19 protein-coding genes are annotated in these 24,355 nt (G+C 70.9%); 10 read left to right on the top strand and 9 right to left on the bottom strand.

All coding sequences use genetic code 11. The features are described 5' to 3' along the window. Positions 1-30 precede the first annotated feature (30 nt). A complete protein-coding gene (locus SNA_RS31600) occupies positions 31-1,341 on the top strand; it encodes an MFS transporter (RefSeq protein ID WP_030064039.1) in 1,311 nt (436 codons plus the stop codon). A gap of 280 nt (positions 1,342-1,621) precedes the next feature. Further along, a complete protein-coding gene (cimA, locus tag SNA_RS31595; protein ID WP_030064040.1) occupies positions 1,622-3,256 on the top strand; it encodes a citramalate synthase in 1,635 nt (544 codons plus the stop codon). Between the two features lie 106 nt (positions 3,257-3,362). Here the strand turns inward: cimA and SNA_RS31590 are convergent, their stop codons facing one another. Then, positions 3,363-3,968 (bottom strand): YceI family protein, encoded by a 606-nt coding sequence (locus SNA_RS31590; RefSeq protein WP_030064041.1) that lies wholly within the window; start codon positions 3,966-3,968, stop codon positions 3,363-3,365. A gap of 214 nt (positions 3,969-4,182) precedes the next feature. Between SNA_RS31590 and SNA_RS31585 the strand changes: the two genes are divergently transcribed. From SNA_RS31585 to SNA_RS31570, 4 genes are all read left to right on the top strand, one after another. Continuing rightward, on the top strand, positions 4,183-6,579 hold the full coding sequence (locus SNA_RS31585; RefSeq protein ID WP_241779926.1) for a polysaccharide lyase 8 family protein: 2,397 nt from the start codon (positions 4,183-4,185) through the stop codon (positions 6,577-6,579). Between the two features lie 205 nt (positions 6,580-6,784). Next, entirely contained in the window at positions 6,785-8,368 is a 1,584-nt protein-coding gene (locus SNA_RS31580) for an acyl-CoA carboxylase subunit beta (RefSeq protein WP_030064044.1), read from the top strand. A gap of 60 nt (positions 8,369-8,428) precedes the next feature. Beyond that, positions 8,429-8,635: an acyl-CoA carboxylase epsilon subunit gene (locus tag SNA_RS40730; RefSeq protein WP_078970340.1), complete on the top strand. Its 207-nt coding sequence runs from the start codon at positions 8,429-8,431 to the stop codon at positions 8,633-8,635. A 469-nt stretch (positions 8,636-9,104) separates the two neighbouring features. Next, positions 9,105-9,764 carry a DUF4360 domain-containing protein gene (locus SNA_RS31570; RefSeq protein WP_030062804.1) on the top strand — a complete coding sequence of 220 codons (660 nt, stop codon included), beginning with the start codon at positions 9,105-9,107 and terminating at the stop codon, positions 9,762-9,764. 129 nt (positions 9,765-9,893) lie between these two features. Here the strand turns inward: SNA_RS31570 and SNA_RS31565 are convergent, their stop codons facing one another. The 8 genes from SNA_RS31565 to SNA_RS31530 form a co-directional block, all read right to left on the bottom strand. Then, entirely contained in the window at positions 9,894-10,472 is a 579-nt protein-coding gene (locus SNA_RS31565) for a GTP-binding protein (protein WP_078970339.1), read from the bottom strand. Continuing rightward, entirely contained in the window at positions 10,453-11,067 is a 615-nt protein-coding gene (locus SNA_RS31560) for a DUF742 domain-containing protein (protein ID WP_044367893.1), read from the bottom strand. The genes SNA_RS31565 and SNA_RS31560 overlap by 20 nt, the downstream gene beginning before the upstream one ends. Positions 11,068-11,151: 84 nt before the next feature. Next, complete coding sequence (locus SNA_RS31555; RefSeq protein WP_044368295.1) at positions 11,152-11,565, bottom strand: roadblock/LC7 domain-containing protein; 414 nt, start codon at positions 11,563-11,565, stop codon at positions 11,152-11,154. Between the two features lie 10 nt (positions 11,566-11,575). Then, positions 11,576-14,740, bottom strand: coding sequence for a sensor histidine kinase (locus tag SNA_RS31550; RefSeq protein ID WP_044367891.1), 3,165 nt, complete (start codon positions 14,738-14,740; stop codon positions 11,576-11,578). Between the two features lie 369 nt (positions 14,741-15,109). Beyond that, positions 15,110-15,703, bottom strand: coding sequence for a GTP-binding protein (locus tag SNA_RS31545; protein WP_044367889.1), 594 nt, complete (start codon positions 15,701-15,703; stop codon positions 15,110-15,112). After that, on the bottom strand, positions 15,684-16,094 hold the full coding sequence (locus tag SNA_RS31540) for a DUF742 domain-containing protein (RefSeq protein ID WP_030071799.1): 411 nt from the start codon (positions 16,092-16,094) through the stop codon (positions 15,684-15,686). The genes SNA_RS31545 and SNA_RS31540 overlap by 20 nt, the downstream gene beginning before the upstream one ends. A 117-nt stretch (positions 16,095-16,211) precedes the next feature. Then, positions 16,212-16,625: a roadblock/LC7 domain-containing protein gene (locus tag SNA_RS31535; protein WP_044367888.1), complete on the bottom strand. Its 414-nt coding sequence runs from the start codon at positions 16,623-16,625 to the stop codon at positions 16,212-16,214. A gap of 9 nt (positions 16,626-16,634) precedes the next feature. Further along, entirely contained in the window at positions 16,635-20,273 is a 3,639-nt protein-coding gene (locus SNA_RS31530; RefSeq protein ID WP_044367887.1) for a sensor histidine kinase, read from the bottom strand. A gap of 681 nt (positions 20,274-20,954) precedes the next feature. Between SNA_RS31530 and SNA_RS31525 the strand changes: the two genes are divergently transcribed. From SNA_RS31525 to SNA_RS31510, 4 genes are all read left to right on the top strand, one after another. Next, a complete protein-coding gene (locus tag SNA_RS31525; RefSeq protein ID WP_078970407.1) occupies positions 20,955-21,146 on the top strand; it encodes a hypothetical protein in 192 nt (63 codons plus the stop codon). Between the two features lie 83 nt (positions 21,147-21,229). Beyond that, positions 21,230-21,991: a fumarylacetoacetate hydrolase family protein gene (locus SNA_RS31520; protein WP_030071787.1), complete on the top strand. Its 762-nt coding sequence runs from the start codon at positions 21,230-21,232 to the stop codon at positions 21,989-21,991. Further along, a complete protein-coding gene (gltX, locus tag SNA_RS31515) occupies positions 21,984-23,465 on the top strand; it encodes a glutamate--tRNA ligase (protein ID WP_044367886.1) in 1,482 nt (493 codons plus the stop codon). Before SNA_RS31520 ends, gltX begins: the two co-directional genes overlap by 8 nt. Before the next feature lie 142 nt (positions 23,466-23,607). Next, positions 23,608-24,333 carry an HAD family hydrolase gene (locus SNA_RS31510; RefSeq protein ID WP_030071778.1) on the top strand — a complete coding sequence of 242 codons (726 nt, stop codon included), beginning with the start codon at positions 23,608-23,610 and terminating at the stop codon, positions 24,331-24,333. Positions 24,334-24,355: the final 22 nt, after the last annotated feature.

Genomic DNA, 24,355 nt, shown 5'->3' with positions numbered 1-24,355 from the left:
AGCCCCCCGCTTGCGCAACGGTGATCGACTATGGAACGAGAGCAGTGGAAGAAGATCTGGGTCGGCTCGGCCGGCAACATGGTGGAGTGGTTCGACTGGTTCGTCTACGCCAGCTTCGCCGTCTACTTCGCGGACTCCTTCTTCCCCAAGGGGAATGACACCGCGAACCTCATGAACACCATGGGGATCTTCGCCGTCGGCTTCTTCATGCGGCCGGTCGGCGGCTGGCTCCTGGGGCGGGTCGGGGACCGCCGGGGCCGCAAGGCCGCGCTCACCCTGACCGTGTCGCTGATGTCCGCCTCGGCGATCCTGATCGCCGTCGCCCCCACCTATGCCGTCGCGGGCTACGGGGGAGTGGCCGTCCTGCTGGTCGCGCGGATGCTCCAGGGGCTGTCGGTCGGCGGGGAGTACGCGGCCAGCGCGACCTATCTCACCGAGGCGTCCGCGTCCGGCCGGCGCGGCTTCGCCTCCAGCTTCCAGTACGTCTCGATGACCGCGGGACAGCTGCTGGGCCTGGGCCTGCTGATCGCGCTCCAGCGCACCATGTCGGAGGCGGCGCTGCACAGTTGGGCCTGGCGGATCCCGTTCGTCCTGGGCGCGCTCGGCGCCGGCATCATCTTCTATCTGCGGCGCAGCATGCTCGAAACCTCGGTCTACGCCGAGGACGAGAACGCCCACGCCGACCCGGAGCGCGGCACCCTCAAGGCCCTGCTGGCCCACAAGCGCGAGGCGTTCTTGGTGATGGCCCTGACCATGGGCGGCACGGTCGCGTACTACACGTACACCACCTACCTGACCAAGTACCTCTCGGGCAGCGCCGGGATGTCCAAGTCCACCGCCTCGCTGGTGAGCTTCTGCGCGCTGTTCGCGTTCATGTGTCTCCAGCCGCTGGCCGGCAAGCTCTCCGACCGGATCGGCCGCCGTCCGCTGCTGATCACCTTCGCGGTCGGCTCCACCTTCCTGACCGTGCCGATCATGCTGCTGCTGCGGCATGCGAGCGGCTTCTGGTCGGCCCTCGGCCTCTCCCTGCTCGCCCTGGTCGTCGTCACCGGCTACACCTCCATCAACGCCTGTGTGAAGGCCGAGCTGTTCCCGACCGGCATCCGTGCGCTGGGCGTCGCCCTGCCGTACGCCATCGCCAACGCCCTCTTCGGCGGCACCGCGGAATACGTGGCGCTGTGGTTCAAGAACGGCGGTATCGAGTCCGGCTATTACTGGTACGTGACCGGCTGCGCGGCGGTCTCGCTGATCGTCTACCTGACCATGCGCGAGACGCGGACCATCGACCTGGGCCGGGTCGGCAGGAAGAGCCCCGATCCGGACAAGGTGCTCGCATCCTGAGACGGGCGTCGCGGCGGGGGCGGTTTGTGCCAGACTGCCCCCGTGCTCTCGTTCGCCATGATTATTGGCAGCAGGCGCGCCGGTCCGCAGTGACCGCCCCGTACGAACCGAGTACGGCGCGGTCCTCGTCGTCCCAGACCCGCGCGCAGACCTCTCGCACCCGCGAGAGGTTTTTTCGTTTCCGGCCCACCACCCACCGGAGGCGGAGCGCGAGGGACCATGGAGGGACGGTGGAACTGGTTATTCCGGTAGACCGAGACCCGACAGGAGCCAGACCAGCATGACGGACGTACCCGAAGCCCCCGAGTCCGACGCGGTGCCCGACGCCGTGTCCGACGCCTTCCACGTGTTCGACACGACGCTGCGCGACGGGGCGCAGCGCGAGGGCATCAACCTGACCGTCGCCGACAAGCTGACCATCGCCCGGTACCTCGACGACTTCGGCGTGGGCTTCATCGAGGGCGGCTGGCCGGGGGCCAACCCCCGCGACACCGAGTTCTTCCAGCGCGCCCGCGCGGAGATCGACTTCCGGCACGCCCGGCTCGTCGCCTTCGGCGCCACCCGCAAGGCCGGCGTCCGCGTCGAGGACGACCCGCAGGTCGCCGCCCTCCTGGAGTCGCAGGCGCCGGTCGTCACGCTGGTCGCCAAGTCCCATGTCGGGCATGTGGAGCTGGCGCTGCGCACCACCCCCGAGGAGAACCTCGCGATGGTGCGCGACACCGTCGCGTATCTGCGCGACCAGGGCCGCCGGGTCTTCCTGGACTGTGAGCACTTCTTCGACGGCTATGCGCTGGACCCGGTCTACGCCAAGCAGGTCGTACGCACCGCGAGCGAGGCCGGTGCGGATGTGGTGGTGCTCTGCGACACCAACGGCGGGATGCTGCCGGCGCAGATCACCGCCGTCGTCCGGACCGTCCTCGCCGACACCGGTGCGCGGCTGGGCATCCACGCCCAGGACGACACCGGCTGCGCCGTCGCCAACACCCTGGCCGCCGTGGACGCCGGCGCCACCCACGTCCAGTGCACCGCCAACGGCTACGGCGAGCGGGTCGGCAACTCCAACCTCTTCCCGGTGGTCGCCGCGCTGGAGCTGAAGTACGGGCGCCGGGTGCTGCCCGAGGGCAAGCTCGCCGAGACCACCCGGATCTCGCACGCCATCGCCGAGGTCGTCAACCTCACCCCCTCCACCCACCAGCCCTACGTCGGCGTCTCGGCCTTCGCCCACAAGGCCGGACTGCACGCCTCCGCGATCAAGGTCGACCCGGACCTCTACCAGCACATCGACCCGGCGCTGGTCGGCAACACCATGCGGATGCTGGTCTCCGACATGGCCGGGCGGGCCTCCATCGAGCTCAAGGGCAAGGAACTCGGCATCGACCTGGGCGACGACCGCGCGCTGGTCGGCCGGGTCGTGGAGCGGGTCAAGGAACGGGAGCTGGCGGGCTACACCTACGAGGCCGCCGACGCCTCCTTCGAGCTGCTGCTGCGCGAGGAGGTGCGGGGCAGCGCGCTGCGCTACTTCACCGTCGAGTCCTGGCGCGCGATCGTCGAGGACCGCCCCGACGGGACGCACGCCAACGAGGCGACCGTGAAGCTGTGGGCGAAGGGCGAGCGGATCGTCGCCACCGCCGAGGGCAACGGCCCGGTCAACGCGCTGGACCGGGCGCTGCGGGTGGGCCTGGAGCGCATCTATCCGCAGCTCGCCCATCTGGAACTGGTGGACTACAAGGTCCGCATCCTGGAGGGCGCCCAGGGCACCGAGTCCATCACCCGCGTCCTGGTCTCCACCAGCGACGGCCAGGGGGAGTGGTCGACGGTCGGCGTCGCGGAGAACGTCATCGCCGCCTCGTGGCAGGCGCTGGACGATGCGTACGCCTACGGGCTGCTGCGGGCCGGGGTGGAGCCGCAGGAGTAGAACGGACCCACGGAGGACGGACATACGAGGGCCCCGGCGCGCACGGTCTGTGCGTGCCGGGGCCCCGTCCGTACCGAAGCAGGCAGTCGTACCGAAGGGCAGGCCGTCAGGCCGCCTTCACCGCGGAGATGTCGAAGGTCAGCTTCACCTTGTCGCTGACCATCACCCCGCCGGTCTCCAGCGCGGCGTTCCAGGTCAGGCCCCAGCGCGAGCGCAGAATTTCGGCGTGCCCCGTGAAACCGACCCGCTCGGCGCCGTAGACGTCGGTGGCCGAGCCGTTGAACTCCAGGTCCAGGGTGACCGGCGCGGTGACGTCCCTGATCGTCAGATCGCCGGTGAGGCGGTAGCCGTCGGCGGCGACCTGCTCGGCGGCGGTGCTGCGGAAGGTCATCAGCGGGAAGGTCTCGGCGTCGAAGAAGTCGGCGCTGCGCAGATGCCCGTCGCGGTCGGCGATACCGGTGTCGATGCTGGCGGTCCGGATGTCGAGGGCGGCAGTGGAGCGGGCCGGGTCGGTGCCGTCGAGGGCGAGGGTCCCCTCGTAGCTGCCGAAGGCGCCGCGGACGTTGGTGACCATGGCGTGCCGGACCGCGAAGCCGATGCCGCTGTGGGCCGGGTCGATGGTGTAGTCGCCGGTCAGCGCGGCGAGCGCGGGATCCGCTGCGGGGGCGGCGACGGGGGCGGCGGTGCGCTTGGTGCGGGTGAACAGAGCCATGGCTCCTCCTCGGGGACGGTCGCGGGGGCTGGGGCAGCGGTGCGCGAGAATTGTTTAATGTTCAACGAATTTCAGCGTAGCAGGTTTGGTTCAAAATTCAACAGTGTGCCGGGGTCATTGCCGCCCCTCGGGCCCGGTGCTACATCAGGCACGGCCCCAAGTGCCCCGCACCACACCCCGGTTGACACCGATGACGCCCTGGAGAGGACCCGCCGTGCCCTCGACCGAGCCGACCGTCCCCGCCCCCGCCGCCTGGTCCCGCCGGGGATTTCTCGCCGCCTCCGCCGCGGGCGCGCTGAGCCTCTCGCTCCCGCCGGGCCCCGCGGCCGCCGAGGACCCCTGCGCCGCCCTCCTGGCCCGCTGGCGCGACCTCACCCTCGGCACCGGCTTCGACCCCGAGGCCGCGCCGTACGCCGCCGCCCTCCGTGAGACCGGCACCCTCGCCGCCGCCTTCCGTACGGCCATGCGCCCCACCGGCACCTCCCTCTGGCCGGACTGCCCCTACGACCCGCCGTCCGGCATCACCCGCAGCTACGGACGGCTGAACACCATGGCCCAGGCCGTCGCCCAGCCCGGCACCGGACACACCGGCGACCCGGAACTCGCCGCCGACGTCCTCACCGGCCTCGACCACCTCGACGCCACCGTCTACAACACGTCCACCGACCGGTACGGCAACTGGTGGGAATGGCAGATCGGCGCCCCGAAACTGCTGCTGGACACCGTCGCGCTCGTCGACGCCCGGCTCACCGGCACCCGGCGCGAGCGCTACCTCGCCGCCGTCGACCACTTCGTCCCCGACGCCGTGCTCGGCGACTACACCGGCACCAGCACCGGCGCCAATCGCGTCGACCTGTGCCGCGTCGTCGCCCTGCGCGGCATCCTCGGCCGCGCCCCCGCAAAGATCGCCCTCGCCCGCGACGCCCTGAGCCCCGTCTTCCCGTACGTCACCCGGGGCGACGGCCTCTACGCCGACGGCTCCTTCCTCCAGCACACCTGGGTCCCCTACTCCGGCACCTACGGCGCCGTCCTGCTCGACGGCCTGGGCCGGCTCTTCACACTCCTGGACGGCTCGCCGTGGGCGGTCACCGACCCCGCCCGGCAGACCGTCTTCGACAGCGTGGAGCACGCCTATGCGCCGCTGCTCCTCAACGGACTGATGATGGACAGCGTCAACGGCCGCGCCGTCAGCCGCGGTTATCTGCGTGGCGACGAGCGACGGGTGATGCGCAGCGACCACTTCCACGGCCATGCGCTGATCGCCGCCGTCGCCCTGCTCGCCCCGGCCGCGAGCGCCGCGGAGCGCGAGCGCTGGCACGGCATGATCAAGGGCTGGATCGACCGGGACCGCACTCTGCCCGTCCTGACCGACCGGCAGTACACGGTCGCCGACCTCGCCCGCCTCGCCGCCGTCGCCCACAGCCCCGCGCCCGCCGCCCCGGAACCCGTCGGCCACCGCCTTTTTCCCGCCATGGACCGCGCGGTGCACCGCCGCCCCGGCTGGGCCGCGGGCCTGGCCATGGCCTCCGACCGGATCACCTACTACGAGAACGGCAACGGCGAGAACCCGCGCGGCTGGCACACCGGCGCCGGAATGCTCTACTGGTGGGGCGCCGACTTCGGCGGCGACCAGTACACCGATGCCTTCTGGCCCACCGTCGACCCCTATCGGCTGCCCGGCACCACCGTCTCCACCAAGCGCCTGGCCGACAACGAGGGCGGCGGCTGGGGCGAGCCCAAGCCCGCCGCACGCTGGGTGGGCGGCACCACCGACGGGGAATGGGCCGCCGTGGGACAGGACCTGCGCGGGCCGGCCTCCACGCTGGTCGCCAGGAAGTCCTGGTTCTTCCTGGGGGACTGCGTGGTCTGCCTGGGCGCGGGCATCACCGCCCGCGACGGCGTGCCCGCCGAGACCATCGTCGACAACCGGGCGCTGGGGGAGCACGGCACCGCCGCCCTCACCGTCGACGGCGTCCGCCGGCCCGGCACCCTGGGGTGCACCACCCGCCACCGGCGGGCCCGCTGGGCGCACCTGGCCGGCCACGGCGGCTATGTCTTCCCCGGCGGCGCCGACCTCACCGTCCGCCGCGAGGCCCGCACCGGCTCCTGGCACGACATCAACACCGGCTCCGACCCGACCCCGCTCACCCGCCGCTACCTCACCCTCTGGCACGACCACGGCACCGACCCCACCGACGCCCGCTACGCCTACCTCCTGATGCCCGGCGCCACCACCCGCACCCTCGCCGCCCGCGCCGCCGACCGGCACTGGCTGACCGTGCTCGCCCACGACACCACCCGTCATGCCGTAGCGGTGCACTCGCTCGGCGTAACGGCCGCCACTTTCTGGCGGGCGGGCAGCGCGGGGGAGCTCTCCAGTGGCGGGCCGGCCGCCGTCCTGGTACGGCGGCGCGGTGGCACCGCCCGGCTGTGCGCCGCGGCGCCCGACCGCACCGGCGCGCCCCTGGAGATCACCTGGTCCGCACCGGTGCGCGCGGTCCTTGGCCACGACCCGTCCGTCGAGGTCCTGGCGACCGCGCCCGCCCTGCGGCTGCGCCTGAATCCCGGCACCGCCTGCGCCACCCACACCTGTACGGTCGCCCTCGCCTGACCCCGTACGTCGCGCAATCCGTACAACCGCACCGGCGCGCCGTTTGTCGGCCCCTTACAGTTGCCGCGACCCCGCGTCACCCGTTCGGCCGCCCGGACGCGCAACGCATACAGCGCGATTCTGTGCTGCCTGCCCACCAAATCGGACCCGACGTTGTACGAAACCAACATCGGTGTCGTGAGGTCCGCACACGTACCGTCGATACATGACCACTGTCGAAGATGCGCCCGCCGGTGCCAACGACGCCCGCGGGCGCGTCGCCGAACTGCACGCCATCCGTGAGCAGGCTCGGCGAGGACCCAGCGAGCGTGCCACCGAAGCCCAGCGTGCAAAGGGCAAGCTGACCGCCCGCGAGCGGATCGACTTGCTGCTGGACGAGGGTTCGTTCAACGAGGTCGAGCCGCTGCGGCGGCACCGGGCGACGGGCTTCGGCCTGGAGGCCAAGAAGCCGTACACCGACGGTGTGGTGACCGGCTGGGGCACGGTCCACGGCCGCACCGTGTTCGTCTACGCACACGACTTCCGGATCTTCGGCGGCGCGCTCGGCGAGGCGCACGCCACCAAGATCCACAAGATCATGGACATGGCCATCCAGGCCGGTGCCCCGCTGGTCTCGCTCAACGACGGCGCCGGCGCCCGCATCCAGGAGGGCGTCTCCGCGCTCGCCGGCTACGGCGGCATCTTCCAGCGCAACACCAAGGCGAGCGGCGTCATCCCGCAGATAAGCGTCATGCTCGGCCCCTGCGCGGGCGGCGCGGCCTACAGCCCGGCCCTCACGGACTTCGTCTTCATGGTCCGCGAGACCTCGCAGATGTTCATCACCGGCCCCGACGTCGTGCGCGCCGTCACCGGTGAGGAGATCACCCAGAACGGCCTGGGCGGCGCCGACGTCCACGCCGAGACCTCCGGCGTGTGCCACTTCGCGTACGACGACGAGGCCACCTGCCTGGAGGAGGTCCGCTACCTCCTCTCCCTCCTGCCGTCCAACAACCGGGAGAACCCCCCGACCGTGGACTGCGAGGACCCGGCCGACCGCTCCGGCGACGTCCTGCTCGACCTCGTCCCGGCCGACGGCAACCGCCCCTACGACATGCACAAGGTCATCGAGGAGATCGTCGACGACGGCGAGTACCTCGAGGTCCACGAGCGCTGGGCGACCAACATCATCTGCGCGCTGAGCCGCCTCGACGGCCGGGTGGTCGGCATCATCGCCAACCAGCCGCAGTCGCTGGCCGGCGTGCTGGACATCGAAGCCTCCGAGAAGGCGGCCCGCTTCGTCCAGATGTGCGACGCCTTCAACATCCCGATCCTCACCCTCCTCGACGTCCCCGGCTTCCTGCCCGGCGTCGACCAGGAGCACGGCGGCATCATCCGCCACGGCGCCAAGCTGCTGTACGCGTACTGCAACGCCACCGTCCCCCGGATCTCCATCGTGCTGCGCAAGGCCTACGGCGGCGCCTACATCGTCATGGACTCGCAGTCCATCGGCGCCGACCTGACCTACGCCTGGCCCACCAACGAGATCGCGGTGATGGGCGCCGAGGGCGCCGCGGGCGTCATCTTCCGCCGGCAGATCGCCGACGCCGAGGACCCCGACGCGATGCGCGCCCGCATGGTCAAGGAATACAAGTCCGAGCTGATGCACCCGTACTACGCGGCCGAGCGCGGCCTGGTCGACGACGTCATCGACCCGGCCGACACCCGCAAGGTGCTGATCCGCTCCCTGGAGATGCTGCGCACCAAGCACGCGGACCTGCCGGCCCGCAAGCACGGCAACCCGCCCCAGTAGTCGCCGCTCCACCCGTTCACGCCACTCCTTCCGTTACGTCACAGAATCGAGAAGACCGCCGTGACAAGCCCCGTCGACCAGCCCATCCGCGTCGAGAAGGGTCAGGCCAGCGAGGAAGAACTCGCCGCCCTGACCGCCGTCCTCCTGGCCCGTGCGGCCCACCGCCCCACCGTTGAGCCCCGCCGCCCCCGCCACACGGCGGCGCCGTGGCGCCGCCTGGAGCGGCAGGGGGGCTTCCACGCCGCCACCAGCTGGCGCCGACCTTAAGGGGTTTCTCCCCACGTTGTCGGCCGTCCCGCCGCGGTGTCTTCTCGCCGTAGCGCCTGCGGCGGGCGTGGGTTGGTACGGGTGCGGTGCCACGCCTCCGGACTTCGTCCTGCGGCCCGACCCCTCCCCGTTGTGGGTGGAAGAAAGACAGTGGGGGTGCACGTAGACGGCTACGTGCACCCCCACCGGCCTCTTCCCTCCCACCCACGGGAGGGGCCGCGCCGCAGGACGAAGTCCGGAGGCGTGGCACCGCACCCGTACCAACCCACGCCCGCCGCAGGCGCAACGGTGAGAACACCCCACGGCGGGACGGCCGACAACGTGGGGAGACGGCCAAAACGTGGCGTAGGTTCGTACCGAGCCTGCGCCTGACGGCTGTTCAGGCGGAGATCCCCATGCTGGCATGCGCTCGTCATTCCACTCCTCGGTCCCGCTCCGCGGGTTCCAGGACGACCGGAAGGAAGTGCCCATGCTCAGCACCCTCGGTGCTGCTGCCGCCGCGGCATCCCTGCTCCTCGCCGGATCGGCATCCCCCACCCCGTTGGCCCGGCCCGGCGACGAACCGCCGGCCGGCAAGATCACCATAGACGTGGCCACGGTGAACGGTTCCGGGTGCAGACCCGGCAGCGCCGCGGTGGCCATCGCCCCCGACAACACGGCGTTCACCGTCACCTACAGCGAATACCTCGCGCAGGCCGGCGGCGACAGCAAACCCACCGACTCCCGCAAGAACTGCCAGATCGCGCTGAATGTCCATGTTCCGCAGGGCTTCACCTACGCGATCGCCAGGGCCGACTACCGCGGCTACGCCTCGCTGGCCGAGGGCGCCAAGGGAACGGAAGTGGCCGGCTACTACTTCCAGGGCCAGCAGCAGACGGTTCGTAAGAGCCATGTCTTCGGCGGCCCCTACGACACCGACTGGCAGTCGTCCGACGAGACCGACGTCGGTGCGCTGGTCTACGCCCCGTGCGGCGAAGAGCGCTACTTCAACATCAACACCGAACTGCGGGTGGACGCGGGCTCCCGCAAGGCCGCCGCCACCAGCTTCATGGCGATGGACTCCACCGACGGCAGCATCAACACCCTGTACCACTTCGCGTGGAAACAGTGCCCCGCGTCCCGTAAGTAGCCCCTGACGGACGCAGAAGGCCCCCGTACGCCTCGTCCAGAGGTGTACGGGGGCCCAGCGCCGCACAGGGGCGCACAGAGAGCTCGCAGGCCCAGCGCCGAGCGCTGTCGCAGGCTCCGGCGCCGACCGCTACCGCAGTCGCGCCATCAGCGCGTGCTCAACGAGCGTGATGAGCGCGCTCTTGGCCTCGCTGCGGTGCCGCGCGTCGGTGCTGATGATCGGAGCGTCCGGGCCGATCTGCAACGCCTCGCGTACCTCGTCCGGCGTGTAGGGCTGGTGTCCGTCGAAGCCGTTGAGGGCGATGACGAACGGCAGGCCGGAGTTCTCGAAGTAGTCGACCGCGGGGAAGCAGTCGGCCAGGCGGCGGGTGTCCACCAGGACGACGGCGCCGATCGCGCCGCGTACCAGGTCGTCCCACATGAACCAGAAACGGTCCTGACCGGGCGTACCGAACAGGTACAGGATCAGGTCCTGGTCCAGCGTGATCCGGCCGAAGTCCATCGCCACGGTCGTGGTCGTCTTGTCCGGCGCGTGCGTGAGGTCGTCGATCCCCGCCGAGGCGGAGGTCATCACGGCTTCGGTACGCAGCGGATTGATCTCTGAGACGGCCCCGACGAACGTGGTCTTGCCCACGCCGAAGCCGCCCGCCACCACGATCTTCGCGGAGGTGGTGGAGCGGGCTGCACCGCTAGAGCTTGCGAAGTCCACTGAGCACCCTTTCGAGCAGTGTCACATCTGGCTGTCCGCCGGCGGTCTCGTCCCCGCCGGGCTGGTGAATGGCGACGAGTCCGGCCTCCGCCAGGTCGGCGACGAGGATCCGGGCGACGCCGAGGGGGATGGAGAGCAGGGCCGAGATCTCGGCCACCGATTTGATCTCGCGGCAGAGGTGGCAGATGCGCTGGTGCTCCGGCAGCTGGCCCTGGAGTCGCGACGGGTCGGCGGTCGTGCTGACCAGCGCCTCGATGGCGAGCTGGTAGCGCGGCCGGGTCCGCCCTCCGGTCATCGCGTACGGGCGCACGAGCGGATTGTGCGTGCCCCCGGTGGGGGACGGCTCGGGTGCCCGCCGCTGCGGCTGCACCGGCTGGATGCGGGGCGCCTGCGGCTGTTCGTACGGCGACGGCTCGTACGGCTGGGAGTCGTACGGCCGCTGCGGCTGCTGGTGCTGCTGCGGCCGCGGCGGTTCGGACCGCTGCGGCCGGCGGCTCGGCGCAGACGGAAAGTTGAAGCGGTTGTTATGGGTCTCGCCACCAGGACCGGGCTCGGGCCCGGAACCGTACGGGTATCCGCTGGGGGGCGTTGCCACGTCTCCTCCTCCAACTTGCCAATCTGACGCCGGTCGCGCCACCGAACCATATGGCGCGGTGGCGGGAAACGCACTGCCTGTCTGTTAGTTGAGAAGGCTGCCCTGCAGTTCGGCACGCAGATCGGGCGTCAGAACATTGCCCGCGCGGTCGACCAGCAGGGCCATCTCGTAACCGACGAGGCCGATGTCGCACTCGGGGTGCGCGAGCACGGCCAGCGACGATCCGTCCGAGACGGACATGATGAAGAGGAAGCCGCGCTCCATCTCCACCACGGTCTGGTTCACGCTCCCGCCCTCGAAGATGCGGGAGGCGCCGGCCGTCAGCGACGTCAGCCCGGAGGCCACCGCCGCCAGCTGGTCGGCTCTGTCACGAGGGAATCCCTCGGACATGGCGAGGAGGAGTCCGTCCGCGGAGACCACGACCGTGTGGGACACCCCAGGGGTGTTGTCCACGAAGTTGGTGATCAACCAGTTCAGATTCTGCGCCGCCTGGCTCATCGGGCTCACACTAACGCTCCTGATCGTAGGTGCTGCCGGGGCCGAAGCCCTGTCGGTCATTCTGGGGTTCCGCGCCCGCGTTGCGTCCCTGCTGGATGCCACGGCGCAGATTGCTCAGCCGGCCGCGAACGTCCTCCGGGGCGCGGGAGACCTGGGGGCCGCCCTGCGGGGTCTGCTCCGCGGCGCCTTCGACCAGGTTGGCCTTGGGCACCCGCCGGGGAAGACCGGAGGACGTGACCCCACCGGCCGCCGGCCGGCGCAGTCGCTCCGCCCGCTGCCATCGCTCGTCGTTGGAGCTGCGCCAATCGGAGCTGCCCAGGCCGTTGACCGTCGCGCCCTGCTGCTGCGGGGGCGCCACCGGCTCCACGGGCTCCTCCTGCCACTGCTGCTCAGCCTGCTGCTGAGCCTGCGGTGACTGCTGACCAAGGCCTCCGCGGCGCGGAAGGCCGGCGTCGGTCAGCGTGGGGGAGTCGCTCGGGGACTGGCCCGGACGCTCGAATGGTACGCGCTCGGACGCATCAGCGGGAGCGGCAGTTGTATTCCGGTCAGATTCCGCTTCGGTCCCGAAGTAACCGTCGAACGCGGGGCGTTCGGCCCGGTCGGCCGGGGCGAAGGTCTGCTCGGGGGCGTAGGGGTGCTGGCCAGTGGTCTGCGCGGCGCCCGGATCACCGAACGCCGAGCTGCCGTGCGCACGGTCGTCGTAGAGCGGCCGGTCGCCTTCCGCATATGCCGCCTGGCCGGAATGCGACGCCTGTTCGCCTCGGTCCGAGAAGGCGTCCCCGAGGCCCGAGAAGGTATCCGCGGGGTCCGGGAAGCCACCCGAGGGCGCGGCGGCCTGCTGCCCGCCGGCCTGCGCCTCCAGCGCCGCCCTGCGCTCCTCGCGCAGAAGCGAACGGCCCACCGGGTCCAGCTCCGGGGCGGCGTCGGGGTGCCCGTAGCCGCCGTCGTCGAAGCCCAGCTCGGCGGCGGTGCGCTGACGGTCCTCGTAGACGGGGTGCTGCTGCGGCTGCTCGGGAACGATCCGGGAGACCGTGAAGTCGTCCTCGTACTCCTCGTACTCCTCGCCGCCACCGCCGTGGGTGATCGCCTCCGGCAGCATGACCAGCGAGGTGGTGCCGGCCTGCTCGCCCGAGGGGCGCAGCTGGACGCGGATGCCGTGCCGGTCGGCCAGCCGGCCGACCACGAACAGGCCCATCCGCTGGGAGACCGCCGCATCCACGCTCGGCGGGTTGGCCAGCTTGTGGTTGATGTCCGCGAAGTCCTCGGGGGTCAGCCCGATGCCCTTGTCGTGAATCTCGATCATGACCCGGCCGTCGGGCAGCCGGGTCGCGGCCACCCGCACCTTGGTCTGCGGCGAGGAGAACGTGGTGGCGTTCTCCAGCAGCTCGGAGAGCAGATGCACCAGGTCGGTGACCGCGGTGCCGTGGATCTCGCTCTCGGGGACGCCGGTCAGCTCTATTCGCTCGTACGACTCGACCTCGGAGGTCGCCGCCCGCAGCACGTCCACCAGCGGCACCGGCTGGTTCCACCGGGCCCCGGGGTCCTCACCGGCGAGGATCAGGAGGTTCTCGCCGTTACGGCGCATACGCGTGGCGAGGTGGTCGAGCCGGAAGAGGCTCTCCAGCTGGTCCGGGTCCGCCTCGTTGTTCTCCAGGTCCGTGATCAGCGTCAGCTGGCGCTCGATCAGGCCCTGGTTGCGCTGGGAGAGGTTGGTGAAGATCGCGTTGACGTTGCCCCGCAGCAGCGCCTGCTCGGCGGCCAGCCGCACGGCCTCGCGGTGCACCTGGTCGAAGGCGCGGGCGACCTCGCCGATCTCGTCCGTGGTGGAGATCGGGATCGGCTGGACACGGGTGTCGACCCGGCCCGGGTCCGTCCGCGAGAGCTGGTCGACCAGCATCGGCAGCCGCTGCTCGGCGACGCTGAAGGCGGCGGTGCGCAGCTGGCGCATGTTGCGGCTCATCCGGCGGGCCATCAGCCCGGCCACGACGAACGCGATGATCAGGGCGGCCAGCACGATGCCGGAGTCGACGAAGGTGGACCGCCGGGCGTCGTCGGCGATCGACGCGGCCTCGTTCACCGCCTTGTCCGCCAGGTCCTTCTCGATGGACCGGTACATGGTGAACTTGCCGGTCGCGGCCGCGAACCAGCTGTCGGACGTGATGCCCTTGGCGGCGAGCGCCTCGGGCGCCGCACCGGAGGCGATGAAGTCGGACATGGAGTCGATGGGCGGCGGCGTACGGAACGGCCGGCCGACCGCCTTCGCCTGCGCCTTGGCCTGCGCCAGCTGCTGCTGCGCCGTGGCCTTGAGCGCTGCGGCGTCCTTGGTGAGCCGCTCGACGTCCTCGGGCGTGCCGCCGGAGGTGTACTCCTGGATGGCGATGCCCTCCAGGTAGCGGTACGAGGCGAACGAGGTCAGCTGGAGCTTGTGCTCCCGGCCGCCCTGCGGGCCGGCCGGGTCGATCAGCAGGTGGGTGCCGATGGAGCGCTCGAGGGATGCGGCGGCCTTCGCCAGTGCGACGGCGTAGACGGTGCGCCCGTAGGAGGTGATGTTGCCGGTGCCCAGGCCGAGTTCGTTGGCGAACTCCATCAGCGGGTGCTGGATGCCGACGTAGTTCTCCTCGGTCTTCACACCGTGCAGCCGGGAGGTGTAGGCGACCTTGCGCAGCCCGTCCAGCTTGGGCTCGACCTTCTCGAACGAGGCGAGGCGGCGCTGGAGACCGGGCTTGTCCGGCATGGCCTTGGCGGCCTGGTGGAAGGCGTCGGCGGCATCGTCGGTGGCGGTGCGCGCCTCCTCGACGACCGGGTCGTCCTTCTGGCCCTTGAGCAGCGGGGCGGCGGTGCGGTCCCGCTCGTCGAGCAGGGCGTTGCTGTAGGAAAGCGCGGCGCGAACGAGTTTCGCGGTGTTCTCCGCGTCCTGGGCTTCCTGCCAGGTGGCGAACGAACTGTTGACCCGCAGCCCGCCGAAGACCAGGGCGAGCAGCACGGGGATCAGCAGAATGGCGTTCAGCCGGGTGGCCACCCGCCAGTTGCGCGGGGAGTACTTACCGCCACTGACCGGAGGCTTCGCGACCGTGTTCTCGGACGCATCGGAAGCCGGTACGCCACCGCGCGGCGGCGGGGTGAAGTTGCCCCGCCGCGGTTCCGGCGGCTCGGGGCTCGCCTTGCTTCGCCTCACTCGACCAACAACCTCTCGGCGCCGGCACGTGCTTGCTGTGCCGTTTCTTCTGGGCCTTACTACTCCGTAGTTCAGCGAATTTCAGCACGTCAGGCCGGTGCCTTCCAAACACTGCGCAAAGAGCGAGAGGGCCCGTGAAAGCCGGAGATAAAAGGGGCGTTAAGGGCGAGCCCCGCCAAATGGCGGGGCAGTTGTGCGCATAGCGAAGCCGCACAAATGCGAGGGGTGTCGAACGCCCCGCGATTCACTGTCGAAACGTTATGAAGCACAATCGCCGGCGTGTCGAAGGACACAGATCCATTCGCGCACGCCGGGAACCGGGCCGTCCCGCCGAAAGCGGAGGCCGCCCGGGACACCCATGCCGCCCGGCTACTGGAGCCGGGCCATCAGAGCGTGCTCGACCAGCGTGATGAGCGCGCTCTTGGCCTCGCTGCGGTGCCGGGCGTCGGTGGTGACGATCGGCGTCCTGGGACCGATCTGCAACGCCTCGCGCACCTCGTCCGGCGTATAGGGCTGGTGCCCCTCGAAGCCGTTGAGGGCGACGACGAACGGCAGGCCGGAGTTCTCGAAGTAGTCGACCGCGGGGAAGCAGTCGGCCAGGCGGCGGGTGTCCACCAGGACGACGGCGCCGATCGCGCCGCGTACCAGGTCGTCCCACATGAACCAGAAACGGTCCTGACCGGGCGTACCGAACAGGTACAGGATCAGGTCCTGGTCCAGCGTGATCCGGCCGAAGTCCATCGCCACGGTCGTCGTGGTCTTGTCCTGGACGTGGGACAGATCGTCGATGCCCGCCGACGCGGAGGTCATCACGGCCTCCGTACGCAGCGGATTGATCTCCGAGACGGCCCCGACGAACGTGGTCTTGCCCACGCCGAAGCCGCCCGCCACCACGATCTTCGCCGAGGTCGTGGCGCGGGCGCCGCTCTGCGCGAAGCCCTGCTCAGAGCTTGCGAAGTCCACTGAGCACCCTCTCCAGCAGGGTCACGTCCGGCGTGCCACCCGCTTCACCACTGCCGCCGGGCTGATGGATCGCCACCATCCCCGCTTCCGCCAGGTCCGCCACCAGGATCCGCGCCACACCCAGCGGGATGTGCAGCAGCGCCGAAACCTCCGCCACCGACTTCACCTCGCGGCACAGCGTGCAGATGCGCTGGTGCTCGGGCAGCAGACCGGGCAGCTGGGCGGGGTCGGCGGTGGTGCTCACCAGCGCCTCTATGGCGAGCTGGTAACGCGGCCGGGTCCGGCCTCCGGTCATCGCGTAAGGGCGCACCAGCGGCTGGTCACCTTCGCTCCCGTACGGTGCTTGGCTGTAAGCGCCGTACGGGCCGGAAGAGGCGGGTGGCGGGGTCATGGGTCCTCCGAGGCGGACAACAACTGACATGTCGTCGGGTCTGGCCGGTGGGGGGTGCGGCACTGGCGGATGGGTCGCGCACTCCCGGACGCTGCGGACGCCCGGGTGCGGCGAGTACTAGTTCAGCAGGCTGCCTTGCAACTCGGCACGCAGATCGGGGGTGAGCACCGTTCCGGCGCGGTCGACCAGCAGGGCCATCTCGTAGCCGACCAAGCCGATGTCGCACTCGGGGTGCGCCAGTACGGCCAGGCACGAGCCGTCCGAGACGGACATGATGAAGAGGAAGCCGCGCTCCATCTCCACCACGGTCTGGTTGACCGTGCCGCCCTCGAAGATCCGGGACGCCCCGGAGGTCAGCGAGGTCAGGCCGGAGGCCACCGCCGCCAGCTGGTCGGCACGGTCGCGAGGGAAGCCCTCGGACATGGCGAGGAGCAGCCCGTCCGCGGAGACCACCACCGTGTGGGACACCCCGGGGGTGTTGTCCACGAAGTTGGTGATCAACCAGTTCAGGTTCTGCGCCGCCTGGCTCATCGGACTCAACTAACGCTCCTGCTGGTGAGTGGGGTCAACAATGCCGTGGTTGCCGGTGGAGGAGGTCCCTCCGGCCTGCCGGCCCTGCTGGATACCCCGGCGGAGATTGGTCAGCCGCCCGCGCACGTCACTGGGCGCACGCGAAACCTGCGGACCGGTCTGCGGGGCGGACTGCTGCTGGGCGGTGCCCGCGACGAGATTGGCGCGCGGGACCCGGCGCGGCAGTCCGGAGGTGGTCAGCCCGCCGGCGGCCGGCTGGCGGATCTGCTCCGCCTGGCGCCAGGTGTCGTCGTTGGGCGTGCTGCGCCACTGACCGGTCTCCTCCGGCGCGGCCTCACGGCGCGGCGCCGGCGCGTTCTGCGGTTCGGCCGCACCGCCGGACCGCGGCGGCACTCCGGCCGCGGCGGACGCCGGGTGGCTGAACCAGTTCGACTCGATCGTGTCGAAGATCGGCGTACGGCCGTCACCGGGACCCGCGTCGCCCTCGCCGAGCGCATCGCGGTCCTGCGGCTGCTGCACCGGGTGCCGGCCGGTCCGGTACGGATCCGCGTCGGCATCCGTACGGGCCGGCTCGCGACGGCCCGCACCGGTCTCGGCACGGCCGTCGGGCCGCGGGAACTGGCCGGTCGTCTCGAACTGCCCGGTCTCGTACTGGCCGGTCGTCTCGAACTGCCCGGTCTCGTACTGGCCCGTCGTCTCGTACTGGCCCGTGGTCTCGTACTGCGCCGCCTCGAACGGGTCCGTACCGCGCTCGCCGGGACCGCCGGCCGCACCGGCACCCGCCGGCTCCCGCTCGCCGCCCGGCAGCGCGAAGCCGCCGGTGTCGCGCGGTTCGGGCCGGGTGAACGCCGTGGTGTCGGCCGGGCCGCGGCCGCTTTGACCGCCGTCCGCGCCGGGCGGCGGACCGTTGAAGTCCGGGCGGGGGAAGGCCGCGGTGTCACCGGGTCCGGCGGTGGGCGCGGGCCGCTCGAAGCTGCCGGTGGTCTCCGGCTCCTCGTGGCCGCGCGGCCGGTCCTGGGCCTCGCGGGGAGCCAGCGGCCAGTCGTCGTCGGCGCCGCGCTCACGGCGCGCGCCCCAGCTCGTACCGCCGCTCTGCGGGCCGCCCTGACCGCCCTGACCGCCGGAGCCACCGGGCAGTTCGGCCGCCGGGCCGCGCGGCGGCAGCTGCGGCCGCTCCTCGCGCCGCGGCGCACCGGTCGGCGGCGCCACGGTCGGCATCTGGCTCTCGTCCGCGCCACGGGTGGGCAGCGAGGGCCGCGCGCCACCGGGACGGCCGGTCTCGCCCGGCGCGGGCGCACCGGGACCCGTACGGCGGGCCGCGGCCGCGCCGCCGAAGGCGCCCGCCGCACCGCCGCCGCCGGCCCCGCCGCGACCGGGCAGCGCGGGGCGCCCGGCAGCGGGGCCCGCACCGACCTGGCCGCGCGGCTGGAGCCCGGCGAGCCTGCTGGCGGGCGCGCCGCCGCCCTCGCCGCCGCCGCTCTTGGCGTTGCTCGGCGCCGGCTTCTTGCCGCCCTGCGCCACATCGACGGGGAGCATGACCAGGGCCGTGGTGCCGCCGGAGTCGGAGGGCCGCAGCTGGATACGGATGCCGTGGCGCAGCGACAGGCGGCCGACCACGAACAGACCCATCCGCCGGGACACCGAGACGTCCACGGTCGGCGGGCTGGCCAGCCGCTCGTTGATCGCCGAGAGGTCCTCGGGCGACAGGCCGATACCGGTGTCGTGGATCTCGACCAGCACCCGGCCGTCGGGCAGCGCATGGCCGGTGACCTTCACCTTGGTCTGCGGCGAGGAGAACGAGGTGGCGTTCTCCAGCAGCTCGGCGAGCAGGTGGACGAGGTCGTTGACGACCCGGCCGGCGACCTCGGTCTGCGGGACGGCGTTGAGCTCGATCCGCTCGTACTGCTCCACCTCGGACGCGGCGGCGCGCAGGACGTCGACCAGCGGCACCGGCCGCGTCCACCGGCGCCCCGGCTCCTCACCGGCGAGGACCAGGAGGTTTTCGCCGTTACGGCGCATACGGGTGGCGAGGTGGTCGAGCTTGAAGAGCGAGGAGAGCTGGTCGGGGTCGGCCTCGCGGGACTCCAGTTCGGAGATCAGCGAGAGCTGACGCTGAATCAGACCCTGCGAGCGGCGCGAGAGGTTGGTGAACATCGCGTTGACGTTGCCCCGCAGCAGCGCCTGCTCGGAGGCGAGGCGGACCGCCTCGCGGTGGACGTCGTCGAACGCCGCGGCCACCTGGCCGATCTCGTCCCGGCTGTGCACACCGACCGACTCGACGGAGGTGTCCACGTCCTGCGGGTCGGCCTCGGACAGCTGCTTGACCAGCTCGGGCAGCCGGTCCTGGGCGACCCGCTGCGCGGTGTCCTGGAGGCGGTGCAGCGAGCGGACCATGGACCGGGCCACGACGAACGCGCCGATCAGCGAGACACCGAGGACCAGCAGGATCAGCGCACCGCTGAGGATCGCTTCCTGGGTGGCCTCGTCCCGCAGCTCGCGGGCCTTCTGGTCCATCTCCGACAGCAGCGTGGTCTCGATCCGCGACATTTCGGCGATCTTGACCGAGTCGGTGTCGTACCAGTCGAGGTACTTGAACTCCTGGCTGCGGATGCCGTCGCCGCTGGCGAAGGCGCGGTGCGCGAAGTTGCCCGCGGCCTTGATCTGGTCGTTGTTGCCGTCCAGACCGCGGGTGAGGGCCTCGGCGTTGTTGGGGTAGATCTGCGTGAAGCGGTCGCGTGCCGCGCTCTCGTCCAGCTCGGCGGTGTGGCCGGCCAGCCGGTCGTTGGCCGAGAGCTGGGCGCCGCCCGGGTGCGCGAGGCCCGCACTGATCAGGGCGCGCTGCATCGAGGCGAATTCCTTGGCGGACGAGAAGGCCGCCAGGGCACGGGTGGAACGGATCATCTCCGGGTTGCTGGTCGCCTGCGCCATGTCCTGGGAGAGCGACAGCAGGGAATCGATCAGCTGGTTGTACCGCGAGACCGTACGCGCCGCGTTGTTGTCGTCCTTGTACGCGTTGGCGCGGATCTCGTTGAGGTCGGTCAGCTGGCGCCCGATCTCCAGAACGGTCGCCCGCACACCGGTCATCGTGGCGTCGTCGGCCTTGATGTCACCGGTGGCCTGGCTGAAGGACAGCTTGGCGCGGTCGGTGGCCTCGCGCGGCGCGACGACGTTGGCGTCGTCCTTGACGTTGCCGCTGCCGGCCAGCGGACCGGCCGACTTGTCGCGCTCCACCTGGAGGGCGTCGGCGAGCTCGGTGGCCTGCCGCGTCATCTCCGTGAGCAGCTGCATCTTGTCGAGCTGGTCGATGTTCTCCATCGACGTGTCGATGCGCATCGCGCCCAGCGTGGTCGCGGCGACCACCGGAAGCGCCAGCAGGGAGACCAGACGGGTACTGATGCGCCAGTTGCGCAGCGATATTCGGCTGCCGGGACCCGTCGGGCCCTTCTTCTTCGACGCAGCCTGCTTGCCGCCGTCGCCGTCACCGGCCGTCCGGCCGCTGCGGTCGGACAACGCACCGTTGCTCTGGGCAGGCTGGGGCGACGAGGCGCGGTCGGTCCCGTCGCGCAGCTCCGGCTCCGCCGCAGCTTCCCCTTGCCCCTGACGGGTCTGGGGAGACCCCATGCCATCCCTCTTGAAACGTCCCTGCACTAGCGTCGCAACCTCTGGACCAGGCGTCCCTCCGCGTCAACGGTGGGACGGTGTCGAGTCGTAGGGGCCCGCAAGTCCCCCATGGCGGTCGTGAGTGACCGGCGGGCTGCCCCCTCTGGCCGAGAGAGCGGCACCACCGCGCGGCGCTACGTTGCGCCCTAGCGCGCCGGCTGAAACGTGCGGCGGTCCGTGGAATTCCAGCACAGTGCCGGATCTCCAACAAGAGCGGAGCCGGTGGCTGCGGAATGGGTGACACACCGTACGGCACGCGTGACGGCACGTGGAGAATTCCGTCCGCAATAACGGACTTTTGCCAGCGAATCACCCGGCCCGGCACCCTGTCCCAGGTGCGGTGATCGGGAGCGGAACATGCGCTTCAATCCGCCAATGTCCGATTCGCCCCGAGATAGTGATCATGAGAATTGCGGCATTTGTCCCACACCTCGTGAGCAAACTCACAGGAAGATCGTTGACTTCTCCACCACTTCGCAGGGAATGGCGCGCATAGCCTGACGCTTTACACGGGTGCCCCAGGCGACAAGCGCGTCCGGGGCACCTTCAAGGCAGCAACGGCAAGGCGGGCGGGGGCAACCCCTTTTCCTTGTCCTCCACACAATGATCACAACACCGACGATCACCGACGCGAGGCGTGAAGCAGTGAAGGCAGCACAGTCGACGATGATGTTCCGCAACATAGCCAACCCGCGGCGCACCACCCTGGCGCACCTCGAGGACGCCGAGGAACTTGCCCCCGCCGACGCCCCGGAGCACACCGTCGACCTGCCCACGCAGACGGCCAACCCCCGCCGCACGATCCTCATGGACGCCCCGGCGGCGCACGCTCCGCAGGACACCGAGGACGTACCCGTCTAATACGCTCGCGGGCCCGCCGCCGCCCCGCGATAGCCTGGAGTGTCAACTCCGGCCAGTGATCAATTGAGGGGCAGCGGCAACCCGTGCGCATCGCCAGATTCTCCATCGACGGCACCGTCGGCTTCGGCGTGGTCGAGGGCGACGAACTCGACGTCATCAAGGGACACCCCTTCGCCGCTTTCGAGCGCTCGGGCCAGAAGGTTCCCCTGGACAAGATCCGGCTCCTGCCGCCGACCCTGCCCAACAAGGTCGTCGCGATCGGCCGCAACTACGCCGAACACGCCGCCGAGCTGGGCAACGAGGTCCCCGAGGCCCCGGTGACGTTCTTCAAGCCGTCCACCTCCGTGATCGGCCCCGGCGACCCCATCGCCTACCCCTCCTTCTCCCAGGAGGTGCACCACGAGGCGGAGCTCGCCGTCGTCATCGGCCGGATGTGCCGCGAGGTGCCCCGCGAACGGGTCAAGGACGTCATCCTCGGCTACACCTGCGCCAACGACATCACCGCGCGGGACGTCCAGCAGCGCGAGAAGCAGTGGGCCCGGGCCAAGGGCTTCGACGGCTCCTGCCCCCTCGGCCCCTGGATCGAGACCGAACTCGACCCCGGCGATCTGACCATCCAGTGCACCGTCAACGGCGAGCAGCGCCAGCTCGGCCGCACCAGCCAGATGGTCCGGCCCATCGAGGACCTGATCGTGCACATCACCGAGGCCATGACGCTGCTGCCCGGCGACGTCGTCCTCACGGGCACCCCGGCCGGGGTCGGCCCCCTCAACGTCGGCGACGAGGTCGCCGTCACCATCTCAGGCATCGGCACTCTCACCAACAAGGTGATCAAGCGTGGCTAACGCGACCCCCGTCCGCGTCCGTTTCTGTCCCTCCCCGACCGGCAACCCCCATGTGGGCCTGGTCCGCACCGCCCTGTTCAACTGGGCCTACGCCCGGCACACCGGCGGCAGCCTGGTCTTCCGGATCGAGGACACCGACGCGGCCCGTGACTCCGAGGAGTCCTACCAGCAGCTGCTGGACTCCTTCCACTGGCTCGGCTTCGACTGGGACGAGGGCCCCGAGGTCGGCGGTCCGCACGCCCCCTACCGCCAGTCCCAGCGGATGGACCGCTACCAGGACATCGCCGCCAAGCTGCTGGCCGGCGGGTACGCGTACCCCTGCTACTGCACCACCGAAGAGCTCGACGAGCGCCGCGAGGCCGCCCGCAAGGCCGGCCGGCCCTCCGGCTACGACGGCACCTGCCGCGAGCTGACCGGCGAGCAGAAGGCCGCCTACGAGGCCGAGGGCCGCGCCTCGATCGTCCGCTTCCGCATGCCGGATGAGCCGATCACCTTCACCGACCTCGTCCGCGGCGAGCTGACCTTCACCCCCGACAACGTCCCGGACTACGGCATCGTCCGCGCCAACGGCGCCCCGCTGTACACCCTGGTCAACCCCGTCGACGACGCCCTGATGGGGATCACCCACGTCCTGCGCGGCGAGGACCTGCTCTCCTCCACCCCCCGCCAGATCGCGCTCTACAAGGCCCTGATCGACCTCGGCATCGCCTCTGCGATCCCGGCCTTCGGCCACCTGCCCTACGTCATGGGCGAGGGCAACAAGAAGCTCTCCAAGCGCGACCCGCAGGCCAGCCTCAACCTCTACCGCGAGCGCGGCTTCCTCCCCGAGGGCCTGCTCAACTACCTCTCCCTGCTCGGCTGGTCCTTCTCCCCGGACGAGGACATCTTCACCATCCCCGAGCTGATCGAGAAGTTCGACATCGCCGACGTCAACGCCAACCCGGCCCGCTTCGACCTGAAGAAGGCCGAGGCGATCAACGCCGAGCACATCCGGCGGCTGGACGTCAAGGACTTCATCACCGCGTGCGAGCCCTGGCTGGCGGCCCCGTTCGCCAACTGGGAGCCCGGGGACTTCGACCAGGCCGCCTGGGAGGCGATCGCCCCGCACGCCCAGACCCGTCTCACCGTCCTCTCCGACATCACCGCCAACGTCGACTTCCTGTTCCTCCAGGAGCCCGTCGAGGACGAGCCCTCCTGGACCAAGGCCATGAAGGGCGACCCGGCCGCCCTCCTGACCACCGCCCGCGCCAACCTCCTCGCCGCCGACTGGACCGGCGGCCCCGAGCCCCTCAAGGCCGCCGTCCTGGCCGCCGGTGAGGAACACGGCCTCAAGCTCGGCAAGGCCCAGGCCCCCGTCCGCGTAGCCGTCACCGGCCGCACCGTCGGCCTCCCCCTCTTCGAGTCCCTGGAAATCCTCGGCAAGGACCGCACCATCGCCCGCATCGACGCGGCACTGGCCAAGCTGGCCGGCTGATCCCGTACGCGTGCCTCGGGCCCGGAAGCCGCGGTGGCTTCCGGGCCCGAGGCGTGTCCGGGACAGACCGCCACGGCCGTGCCCGTCGACCCGTACACCCCATCGCCCACCCCGCACGGGGCCGCCTCGTTAGATTGGCCCCATGCCCCTCCGCGCCGTCCTCTGGGACCTCGACGACACCCTCTTCGACTACACGGGATCGGACCGCGCCGGCGTCCTGCGGCACCTCGAAGCGGAAGGGCTGACGGCTGCCTACGGCGGCGAGGAGGCCGCGCTGGCGCGGTGGCAGGCGGCCATGGAGCGTGCGTTCGCCCGGTTCCTCGCCGGTGAGCTGGAATTCCTGGAGCACCGCCGGGAGCGCGCCCGGACGTTTCTCGGTATCGGGCTCTCCGACGACGAGGCGGACGCCTGGTTCGGGCGGTACGTGGCGCACTACGAAGCGTCCTGGGTGCTCTTCCCGGACTCCGCGCCCGCCTTGGAGGCGCTGGCGCCGCTGGTGCGGCAGGCGGTGCTGTCCAACTCCGGGACCGCCAGTCAGGAGCGAAAGCTGCGCGCCCTGGGAATCCGCGGGTACTTCGAGGCGGTGCTGTGCTCCGATGAGCTGGGGCACGCCAAACCCGAGCCGGAGGCGTTCGCGGCCGCCTGTGACACGCTCGGCCTGCCGCCCGAAGAAGTGGTCTACGTCGGCGACCGGCTCGACATCGACGCGCTGGGTGCCCGGGACGCCGGCCTGGCCGCCGTCTGGCTGGACCGCAGCGGCAACGGGGAGGAGCCGCCGCCCGGAGTGCGACGGATCGCGGGCCTCGGCGAGCTGCCCGAGCTGTTGCGCGGAGTTATCGGTTTTGGTGCGCCGTCCGCGATCAGGTAATGTTCTTCCTGCGCCGCCCGAG

The organism is Streptomyces natalensis ATCC 27448 (assembly GCF_000935125.1).
Lineage (GTDB): Bacteria > Actinomycetota > Actinomycetes > Streptomycetales > Streptomycetaceae > Streptomyces > Streptomyces natalensis.
The sequence above is the reverse complement of the archived record's forward strand: the minus strand, read 5'-3'. Positions and strand labels throughout refer to the sequence as shown.